The organism is Gordonia lacunae, from assembly GCF_002149015.1.
GTDB classification, from domain to species: domain Bacteria; phylum Actinomycetota; class Actinomycetes; order Mycobacteriales; family Mycobacteriaceae; genus Gordonia; species Gordonia lacunae.
On sequence record NZ_NGFO01000037.1, the window covers coordinates 1 to 11,615 of the forward strand.

Below are 11,615 nucleotides of genomic sequence, written 5' to 3' on the forward strand. Positions count from 1 at the left end.
CAGTTCACGGTTCTCCCGCTCCAACGCCGCGATGCGGTCAGCGTCCTCACTCGTGGTGCCCGGGCGGACCCCGCCGTCGATCTCGGCCTGACGAACCCAATTGCGCAACGCCTCGGGATGGACTCCGAGCTGATCGGCGATCCGCTTGATCGCACCTCTCGACGAATCGGGATCTCGTCGCGCTTCACATGCCATCCGGGTGGCCCGGTCCTTGAGTTCCTCACTGTACTTGCGTGGTGCTGCCATGCTCTCCATCCTTCACAGGTTCGAGAGCCTCCGACAGACCCGGGGCGGTTCATGGTGTCGGGTGTGGGGGAGGTGCCGGGTGGTGCGGGTGTGTACACGTTGTTCACGTCGGGGTCGACGGGGCGGCCGAAGGGTGTGACGGTGTCGCAGGCTGCGGTGGTGAATCGGTTGGGGTGGATGCAGTCGTTGTTCGGGTTGGAGCAGCGGGATGTGGTGTTGTGGAAGACGCCGGTGTCGTTTGATGTGTCGGTGTGGGAGTTGTTTTGGCCGTTGATGGTTGGTGCTTCGGTGGTGGTGGCGGAGCCGGGTGGTCATCGGGATCCGTGGTATGTGGCGTCGGTGGTGGAGCGGTTCGGGGTGTCGGTGTGTCATTTTGTGCCGTCGATGTTGTCGGTGTTTGTGGATGCGTTGGCGGAGACGGTGCAGCAGCGGGGTTCGGTGGGGTTGGGGTCGTTGCGTGAGGTGTTTTGTTCGGGTGAGGCGTTGGGTGTGGGTGCGGTGGAGGGGTTGCGGGGGTTGGTGCCGTCGGTGCGGGTGGTGAATTTGTATGGGCCGACTGAGGCTGCGGTGGATGTGACGTCGTATGTGGTGGTTGGTGGTGAGGTGGTGGTGCCGATTGGTCGGGCGGTGCCGAATGTGTCGGTGTGGGTGTTGGATTCGCGGTTGCGTCCGGTGCCGGTGGGTGTGGTGGGTGAGTTGTATTTGGGTGGCGTGCAGGTGGCGCGGGGGTATGCGTCGCGGGCGGGGTTGACTGCGGAGCGGTTTGTGGCGGATCCGTTTGGTGGGGTGGGTGTGCGGTTGTATCGGACGGGTGATCGGGTGCGGTGGAGTGGTGTGGGTGAGTTGGAGTATGTGGGTCGTGTTGATTTTCAGGTGAAGTTGCGGGGACAGCGGGTTGAGTTGGGGGAGATCGAAACCGTCCTCGCCACCACCCCGGGTGTGGCCCAGGCAGTCGTCTCGGTCATGGAACTCCCTGCGGGACAGCAACTCGTCGCTCACGTCACCGGAACGGACGTCGAGGTCGAGGCGCTGCGCGCGACGGCTGAGCAACTACCTGCCTACATGCGCCCCACGTCGTGGGTCGTGCTGGATGCGTTGCCGCTGAACACGGCGGGCAAGGTCGACCGTAAGGCGCTGCCCGCACCGGACTTCGTCTCCGCTGCACGGGTGGAACCCGACACCGACACCGAGGTCGCCATTGCCGGTGTCTTCGCCGACGTACTCGGATTGCCGGCCCCGGACTCGGTGTCGGTGACCGACACCTTCTTCGACCTCGGTGGCAACTCGCTGGCCGCCACCCGGCTCGCGGCACGAGTGTCCCGGATGCTCGGCGTGATGGTGCGGGTCCGGGACGTCTTCGACGCCCCGACGGTCCGCGACCTCGCGCGCCTCGTCGACGCTTCCCTCACCGACGCCGTCACACCGGCGCTCGGCCGTCCTGCGGTGGTTCCCCGCCCTTCCGTTCTGCCCCGCCCTTCCGTTTTGTCACTGTCCAGTGCGCAGCAGCGCATGTGGTTCATCAACCAGTACGAGCCGGACGTCGCGTCGTACATCATCCCGTTCGCCTTTCGCATTCGCGGCGAGGTCGACGTCGAGCACCTGCGCCGCGCGATCGCCGACGTGGTCGCCCGCCACGAGATCCTGCGGACCACCTACCCGATCGGTCGCGACGGGCGCCCCGAACAGCTGATCCGCGACGCCGACCCGAGAGATTCCGGCGTCGACGGTTCCGCCTTCGCCTGGTCGACCGTGGATTCCGATTCCGAAGCGCTGGCCGTGACCACGGAACCCTACGACCTGACCCGCGACCTGCCGGTCCGCGCCCGTGCCCATGTCGAACCCGGCGCAGGTGCGCTGGTGGTGATCAGCATCCACCACATCGCCGCCGACGGTGAGTCGGGTCGAGCGTTGTCGCGCGACCTGCTGAGGGCTTACGCGGCGCGAAGCGACGGTCGGAGTCCGGATTGGATGCCGCTCCCGATCCAGTACGCGGACCACGTGGTGCGGACGGCCGAGCGCGCGGGCGAGCAGGATGAGCACCGCCGGTGGTGGGTTCGGCAACTCGCCGGCGCGCCGGTTCTCCTCGATCTGCCGACTGTTCATCCTCGTCCGGCCACCCCGACCATGCGCGGCGCGACAGTCGGATTCGTCATCCCGGGGCGGGTCGCGCAGGCGGTGGACGCCGTCGCGCGGAACGGCGACGCCACCCCGTTCATGGTGTTGCACGCGGCGCTGGCCGCCGTACTGGGCCGGTTGTCGGGTACGCGGGACGTCGTCATCGGCACCGCGGTGGCGGGCCGGGACGGTGAGACCGACGACCTGATCGGCATGTTCGTCAACACCGTGGCGCTGCGGACTCCGATCCTTCCCGGGCAGCCGTTCGCCGACCTCCTGCGGGTTGTGCGCGAGGTGGACCTCGATGCGCTCGACCATGCCGACGTGCCGTTCGACGACGTGGTCGACGAACTCGGGGTGGCCCGCGCCGCATCTCACGCACCTCTGGTCCAGGTGCTGCTGACCACCTCAGAAGTCGCCGATCCCGTCGCAACCGACGCCGGCGCCGTCGGGATCGACATCGAACCCGTTGCCGTCGAGGACAACTCGGCGAAACTGGATCTCACCCTGGGTGTGCTCACCGACCCGGCGCCGGGGGCGCCGTGGCGCGGTTCCCTCACCTTCGCGACGGACCTCTACGACGAGCCCGCCGCCCGCCGGCTCACCGAGCGATTCGTCGGCGTGCTGGCCGCCGCGGTCGAGGACTGCACGCGCCCGATCGGTGACCTCGGGTTGCTGACCGGCGACGAGGAGATGGTGCCGCTCGTATCGGGCGATCCTGATCCGGTTCCGACGCTCCTGCCGGACCTGCTCGTCGGGGCGGCGCGGATGCGGCCGGGCCACCCGGCCGTCGTCGAGCCGGCCGCCCCTACCGACCATACCTGGACCTACGCCGAACTCGACTCGGCGAGTTCGCATCTCGCGGCCGATCTGATCGAGCGCGGCATCGGCGCGGAGGACGTGGTCGTGTGCGCCTTCCCGAGGTCGGCTACTGCGCAACTGGCGTTGTGGGCGGTGGCCAAGACCGGTGCCGTGTACTGCCCGGTCGATCCGCGGTACCCGGCCGAACGCATCGCCCGTGTCCTCGCGGCCGCCGACACCGCACTGATCCTCACCGATGGGGATGTCGAGGGGCTGGGCGCGGGCCCGGCCGCGTCGGCGACGCGACTGCTGCTCGACCCGGCGCTCGTCAGCGACCTGCGGACGCGTCCGGCGACTGCCCCGCCTCGTCGGCGTCGACCGGTGACGCCCGATTCCGGTGCCTACATGATCTTCACCTCCGGCTCGACCGGAACTCCGAAGGGAGTGCTGGTGACGCACCGCGGGCTGGCGGGCGTCACCGCGGTCCTGCGCGACCGGCACCGTTCCGGGCCGGAGTCGCGGTGGCTGGGGATCAGCTCGCCGGCCTTCGACGCCGCCATGCTCGAGGTGCTCGGTGCGCATGGCAGCGCCGCGACCCTCGTCGTCGCCCCTGCCGACGTCTACGGCGGTCGCGAGCTCGCCGACTTCATCGCGACGAACAGGACCACGCACGCCTTTCTGGTGTCCTCGGTCGCCGCGTCGCTGCCGGACCCCGGGCTGCTGCCGATGACCGACGTACTCGTCGGCGGTGAGGCCGTCCCCGACACCGAGAAGAACCGGTGGGCCCCGCATGTGCGATTCCAGAACGGCTACGGGCCGACCGAGACCACCATCATCAGCGTCACCTCGGCCCCGATCGTCGCCGATGAGCCGGTCCACCTCGGCAGCCCGGTCCCCGGTGCGAGCGCCGTCGTCCTGGACGAGCGGCTGCATCCGGTACCGCCGGGTGTCATCGGGGAGCTGTACCTCGCCGGACCCGAGCTCGCGCGCGGGTATCACGGACGGTCGGCCCTGACCGCCGAGCGCTTCGTCGCCGCGCCGGCCGGTGAACCGGGGACACGGATGTACCGGACCGGTGACCTCGTACGGCGATCCCGCAGCGGCGAGCTGACCTACGTGGGCCGGTCCGACTTCCAGGTCAAGCTGCGTGGCCAGCGCCTCGAACTCGGTGAGATCGAGGCCGTCCTGAACGCACACCCCGAGGTGCGGACGACCGCGGTCATCGGTGTCGGGAACCCGGTGACCTCTCTGGCCGGATATGTCGAACCCGTGACTCCCGGGGGCGGGCCGGACCACGAGCGGCAGTTGCTATCGGCTCTGCGGGAGCATCTCGCCACGCACCTCCCACCGCACATGGTCCCCGGCGCCCTCGCCGTCCTGGAGGCCATGCCCCGCAGCCCGATCGGCAAGATCGACCGCACTCGCCTCCCCGCTGTCGAATCGTCGGCCACCGATGCCGAGCGGGTGCCACCGTCGACCCACACCGAGCGGGTACTCGCCACGGTCGTCGGCGACGTCCTCGGTCTCGACGAGATCTCGGTGACCGCCGACTTCTTCGCGATCGGCGGGAACTCGTTGTCGGCCACCCGCGTCAGTGCCCGGGCGGGGGACGCATTCGGGGTGCACGTGGGTGTCCGAGACGTCTTCGAGGCGCCCACGGTGCGCCGGCTGGCGCGTCGCATCGATGCCGCCTACGACGACGCGTCGTCACCGCCGCCGTTGCGTCGTGCCGATCCACGCCCGGCGCACATCCCGTTGTCGTATGCGCAGCAACGCATCTGGTTCCTCAACCGGCTCGATCCGGAGTCGGGTGCCTACACCATCCCGGTGGCCGTCCGCTTGCGCGGCCGCTTGGATCGACGTGCCCTGCGCGACGCCGTCGTCGACGTGCTCGCGCGCCACGAGGTCCTGCGGACCGTCTTCCCCGCTCAGGGCGGTGAACCCCGTCAGCACATCCTGCCGATCGACGAGGCACGGACCCGCCTGCGCTGGGAGACGGTCGCGGCGCCACCGGGGCACATCGATCCGGCCGGCCTCGTGGGCGATGCCACCTTCGATGTCACCACCGAACTCCCGCTGCGGATCCGGCTCATCGCGGTCGGCGACGATGCGATGCCACCCGACGAGCACGTCCTGGTCGTCGTCCTGCATCACATCGCGGCCGACGGCGAGTCGATGCGACCCCTCGTCGCCGACCTGTGGAGTGCGTATCTGGCACGTGCCGAGGGGCGTTCGCCGGCCGCCGGCGCCGGGAGCGGAGCGAGCGGGCTTGATGTCGCCGGCGCAGCGAGCGGGCCGAGTGTTGCGGCGCCGCTCATCCAGTTCGCCGATCACGCTCTGTGGCAACGGGAGGCGCTCGGGGACATCGATTCGGCGGACTCCGTTCTGGGTCGCCAGGTCGGTTACTGGACGAATCGGCTTTCGGGGATCCCCGACCTGCTCCCGTTGCCGACTTACCGTCCGCGGCCGGCGGTGGCCTCGCAGCGCGGTGGTCGGGTGACGGCGGATCTCCCGGCCGATCTCACGGCGCGGATCGCGGCGACGGCACGCGCGCACGGCGCCACCGAGTTCATGGTCGTCCACGCGGCTCTGTCGATCATGTTGGCGCGACTGTCGGCGACCCGCGACATCGTGATCACGACACCGGTCGCCGGGCGCGGTCACGCACACCTCGACGACCTCGTCGGCATGTTCGTCAACACCGTGGTCCTGCGCACCGACGTGGATCCGCGGACGCCGGTCGGCGAGTTCCTCGACCGGGTGCGCGTCGACGACGTCAACGCTCTCGCGCGTGCCGACGTGCCCTTCGAGTATCTGGTGGATCGCCTGTCCCCGGTCCGGTCGGAGGCGTTCGCCCCGGTCAGCCAGGTGATGCTGTCGGTGCTGCACGACCGCGACGGCGCCGACGCGGTCGGGTCGGTCGCATCGGGATCGCGGGCGCTGACCCTCGAACCGGTCGAGGTGTCCACCGGCACCACCCAGCTCGACCTGACTGTCGCGGTGACGATCCGGCCCGGCCGTCCGTGGGCCGTCGAGATCGTCTATGCCACCGACCTGTTCGACGAGCAGACCGCGCGAACGGCGATCGTCCGGTTGACCCGGGTTCTCGAGGCGGTCGTCGCCGCTGACGACCGGGCCGTCGGTGCCATCGATCTGACCGATGAGGCCGAGCGCGCGCGGATCGCCGCACTGGTGTCCGGACCGCACCTGCCGGTGCCGTGGTCGACGGTCACCGACGCGATCGTGGCCGCCGCGCGCCGTTCACCGGAGTCGACCGCCCTTGTGGCAGGCGAGCGGACGGTGACCTATCGCGAGTTCCTCGACCGGACCACCCGGCTCGCGGAGACCCTGACCGCACACGGCGTGGGGCCGGATGTCGCAGTGGGCGTCTGCCTTCCGCGCTCGATCGAACTCGTACTCGCGATCCATGCCGTCGTCATGGCCGGCGGCAGTTATGTCAGCATCGATCCGGCCACACCGACCGAGCGGGTCGCGGCCATGGTCGACTCGGCGTCGATCGCGGTGGTGCTGACCGTGGACGTCCGCCCGCCGGCGCTGTCCGGTCTGTCCACGCCGGCATTGGTCGTCGACGGACGCGCGCCGCTGGAGACGATCTCCCGTCCAGGTCCGGAACTGCGCCGTCCGTGCCCGGGCAACGCCCTCTATACCCTGTTCACGTCCGGATCGACGGGAACACCCAAGGGCGTCACCGTCAGTCACGGTGCGGTTCTCAACCGACTGGCGTGGATGTCGGTCCGTTCGCCGCTGCGTCCTGACGACGCGGTCATGCTCAAGACGCCGGTCACCTTCGACGTGTCCGTCCCCGAACTGTTCGAACCGCTGATGGCCGGGGCCCGCCTGGTCATCGTCGACGACGGTCGGCACGTCGACCCGGCCCACGTCCTGGCCGAGATCGAGCGGCATCGGGTCACCTCCGTTCACTTCGTGCCGTCGATGATGGCGGCGTTCGTCGAGTACATCGGTGACCGACCGCAGCGGCGGGCGGCGCTGTCGTCGCTGCGGCGGATCAACGCCTCGGGCGAGGCCCTACCGGCGGCCACCGCCGAGGCGATGGCGGCGCTGGCCCCGCAGGCCGACATCGACAACCTCTACGGTCCGACCGAGGCGGCCGTCGAGGTGACGGCGTATCGCTTCGCTCCCGGTGATGTGAGCGTGCCGATCGGCCGGCCCAATGCGAACACCACGACGTGGGTGCTCGACGACAGGCTCCGCCCGGCGCCGGCCGGGGTGGTCGGCGAGTTGTACGTCGGCGGGGATCAGCTGGCGCGCGGGTATGCCGGCCGGCCCGATCTCACCGCCGAACGCTTCGTGGCCGATCCCACCGGGCCGACGGGCGGCCGGCTCTACCGGACCGGCGACCTCGTGCGCTGGGATGCCCGCGGCGCTCTCGAGTATCTCGGCCGGGCCGACTTCCAGGTCAAGCTGCGCGGGCAGCGCATCGAGCTCGGGGAGATCGAGACCGCACTGGCCCGCGTCGACGGCGTCACGCATGCCGCCGTCACCGTCCGGAGCAGTCCCGCGGGCGATGCACTGGTCGGGTACGTCGCCGGCGACGTCGATCTCGACGCGATCCGTGAGCACCTCCGACAGTCGTTGCCGCAGTACATGTGTCCCACTCGATGGGTGATTCTCGAGTCGGTCCCGGTCACGGCGACCGGCAAGCTGGACCGCCGGGCCCTACCCGCGCCGAGCGACGACGTGACCGAGATGGTGCCGCCGGCCGACGCCGCCGAACGCGCGGTCGCCGAGGTCTTCGTCGAGGTACTGGGAGTCGACGAGGTCTCGGCGACGGCACCGTTCTTCGATCTCGGTGGCAACTCGCTGGCCGCGATGCGCGTCGTGGCCCGGATCGGCGAGCAACTCGGCATCGACCTCGACGTGCGGGACCTCTTCCGCGCCCCGACGGTCCGCGAGCTCGCGCGGACCCTGGCACGACGCCGGATCGCCGAGCATCCCCTCGTCGCGCGTTCCCGGCCCGCCCGTATCCCGCTGTCGTATGCGCAGCAACGCCTCTGGTTCATCAACCAGTTCGACGTGACCTCCCCGATGTACAACATGCCCGTCGCGTTCGACATCCACGGGTTCCTCGATGTCGCCGCGCTGCGGGCCGCGGTCGTCGCTGTGATGACGCGTCATGAGCCCCTGCGAACCGTCTACCCGCTCGGCGAGGACGGTGTGCCCGCGCAGCGCATCCTCGATCCGGCGACGGCGGCAGACGAACTGCGCTGGGAGTCGGTCGGCACGCGTGAGGGCGCGATGGCGTTGTGCACGGAGGGATTCGACGTGTCGACGCAGCTGCCGCTGCGTGTGGCGATCTCCGCGGGAGCCGCGGAGGGTGCGAGGCCACCGGTGCATCGGGTCGTGCTGGTCCTGCACCACATCGCCGGTGATGCGGCGTCCCTGGCGATCCTGGCCGCCGAGGTCCTCGGCCGATACCGCAGCGGTGGACGCCCCGCGGACGAGTCCATCGACGTCCCGGAGATCGCGTACGCCGACCACGCGCTCTGGCAGCGCGACGTGCTCGGGGAGATCGACGACCCGACGTCGCCGATGGCCGCGCAGTACTCGTTCTGGGCCGAGACGCTGGCCGGTGTGCCCGCCGCGCTGGAGCTACCCGGTGACCGTCCGCGCCCACCGGTCGCCGACCCGACCGGCGGCCGCATGGTCCTCGAACTCGGCGAGCAACGCAGCGCGGCGGTCGTGGCGACCGCTCGCGCACACGGGATGACCCCGTTCATGGTCTGTCACGCGGCGTTCGTCGCCGCCCTCGCGCGGGTGGCCGACGTGGACGACGTCAGCATCGGCGCCGCCGTGTCGGGACGCGGTCACGCGGCCACGACGGGGCTGATCGGCATGTTCGTGAACACCCTGGTGCTCCGGACCCGGCTGCGGGCCGAGGACACGGTCGGGGACCTGCTCCGCCGGGTCCGCGACACCGATCTCGCGGCGTTCGCGCACGCCGACATCCCGTTCGAGACGCTCGTCGAGCACCTGACGCCGGTCCGTTCCACCGCCCACGCTCCGCTCGTCCAGGTCATGATCAACTACCTCGCCGAGTCCGCGGGCGAGACTTCGCTCCCGGGGCCCGGTTCCGGCCCGGAGGCCGGTGCGTTCACCGTGGACGGTCTCGAGGTGGTGCCCGTCGAACCGGGGCCGCCGCCCGCGAAGGTCGATCTGACACTCGGTCTCGCGGAACGGACGGTCGGCACCCGCGTCGAGTTGGTCGGCGAGATAGATTACGCCGCAGCGTTGTTCGACATCGACACGGTGTCGGCGATCCGCGACGTGTTCCTGCGCATGCTCGACGCCGTCACCGGTGACCTCGATGCCGTCGTGGACCGGGTCCCGGTGGTCGCAGTCGAGGTGGCCGCTGCCGGTGACGGAGCGTCGGTGATCCTGGACAGCGCGGCCCGGGCGGTGCCACCGCGGGTGCCGGGCGAGCTCTTCGAGCGCGGCGACGACGGTGCACTGGCGCCGACGGGCGTCCGGGCACGGTGGGTCGACGCTTCCGTGACACGGCTGGAGATCCTCGGGCCGGTCGCGCGTCATCCTCGGATCGACGGCCGGCGAGTGGACCTCGATGCGGTGGAGAAAGCGGTGGCTTCGGTGCCAGGCGTTACTGCGGCGGCCGTCGTGGGGGTGCCGTCCGGCAGTGTCCCGGGCAGTGTCAAGACAGACGACGGCCTCCAGGTGGGGGCCTGGGTCGTTCTCGACCGCGACGACCTGGGCGTCCCCGAGCTCCGCCGTCAGCTGTCGCAGGTGCTGGCCGCGCATTGGGTCCCGACGGTGTTCAGCGTCGTCGACGCCATCCCGGTCGGGGCGGACGGACGGCCGGGGCGCCGCGAGATCGCAGCGCTCATGACCGCGGGCGGAGCCGGTCACGACGACTCCGCGCCAGTGGCGCCGACGGGCCGCTGGGAGATGGCGGTCGCCGAGGCGATGGCCGAGATCACCGGGCATGGGATGGTGAGCGCGGACCAGGGGTTCTTCGATCTGGGCGGAACGTCACTGTCCGTCGTGCGACTGGTGTCGCTGCTGCGCAGGCGAACCGGTGTGCCCGTCGAGGTCGCATGGGTCTTCGCCGGGCCGACGCCGCGCGATCTCGGCGCCCGGCTCGCCGCGCACGAGGACCCGGCCGCCGGGGCCGCCCCGCGCGGCGACGTGGTCGTGTCGCTGCGAGCAGAGGGCAGCCGCGCCCCGGTCTTCTGTGTCCACCCGGCCGATGGGTTGACGTGGCTGTTCGCCGGTCTCACCCCGTATCTCGACGACCGACCGGTCTTCGGTCTGCAGGATCCCTTCGTCGTCGCCGGTGACACGGCCGCCGCCTCGATCCGTGACCTCGCCGCCCGGTACGTGACCGAGATCCGCACGCGAGTTCCGCAGGGGCCCTACCATCTCGTCGGCTGGTCCATCGGTGGGTTGATCGCGCAGGAGATGGCCGTCGAACTCCGTGCGCAGGGTGCGGAAGTCGGTTTCCTCGGTCTCCTCGACAGCTATCCCGCCGTCGGTGATGAACTCGAGACCGACGGAACGGCATCGGGTTCCGCGGATTCGCCGGACGATACGCGCTCGACGGTCGCGGACCTGCTCGGCGGGTGGCAGGCCGTCATCGACGTCGACACGGTCGTCGGGTCGGACGATCCGGCTGCGGTGGCCGCCGCGATCCGCGAGAAGGTCACCGGACTCGGCCTGCTCGACGGCGATGCGTTCGACCGGATGCTGCGGCGGATGGCGACGTCGGCCCGTCGCACCGTCGACCACCGCCCCCGGCGCTACGACGGTGACGCGATGCTCATCGTCGCCGCTGCCGGAGAAGCGGACCCGGACACGACGGCCGAGCGCTGGACACCGTTCCTCGAGGGGCCGGTCACCCGCGTCGACGTCGACGCCGATCATCTCGGGATCGTCGGCAGTGACGCACTGGTCGAGATCGGACCGCGGATCGACGCGGCGATCACCGCGGCCGAGGGTCGCAGCAACGACGCCTGAGATGCGGGGAGCGCCCTCCGCTCGAGGTGCGGGCGGCGGACGTCGCCCCCTCTGCTCCCCAATCCGAAAGAACCGCATGACCTCTGGTCCCTGAGGTGTGAGGAGCGCAGGCGGCGTCCCCTTTCGTTCCCTGAGGTGTGAGGAGCGCAGGCGGCGTCCCCTTCGTTCCCTGAGGTGCGAGGAGCGCAGGCGGCGTCCCCCTTCGCTCCCTGAGGTGCGAGGAGCGCAGGCGGCGTCCCCCTTCGCTCCCTGAGGTGCGAGGAGCGCAAGCGACGAGCCTCGAAGGGTCTCGCAACTCGTCTCGCCAAGACCCTTCGTGACGCAGCCTCCGCAAGCTCCGGCCGCTCCTCAGGGAGCGGGGGGTCGCTTGCATCCGGGGGGRCTCGCTTTGCATCCCAGGGGGCGGACGGCCCCTCGCTTGCATCCCAGGGGGCGGGCGGCCG

The 11,615-nt window shown here is 70.4% G+C and carries 2 protein-coding genes; one reads left to right on the forward strand and one right to left on the reverse strand.

What is annotated here, in order from left to right; translation table 11 throughout:
- A partial coding sequence (locus tag CA982_RS22865; RefSeq protein WP_158097829.1) for a transposase occupies positions 1 to 246 on the reverse strand: 246 nt, incomplete at its 3' end.
- A gap of 51 nt (positions 247 to 297) precedes the next feature.
- Between CA982_RS22865 and CA982_RS22870 the strand changes: the two genes are divergently transcribed.
- Positions 298 to 11,172 carry a non-ribosomal peptide synthetase gene (locus CA982_RS22870; protein WP_086537469.1) on the forward strand — a complete coding sequence of 3,625 codons (10,875 nt, stop codon included), beginning with the start codon at positions 298 to 300 and terminating at the stop codon, positions 11,170 to 11,172.
- Positions 11,173 to 11,615 lie beyond the last annotated feature (443 nt).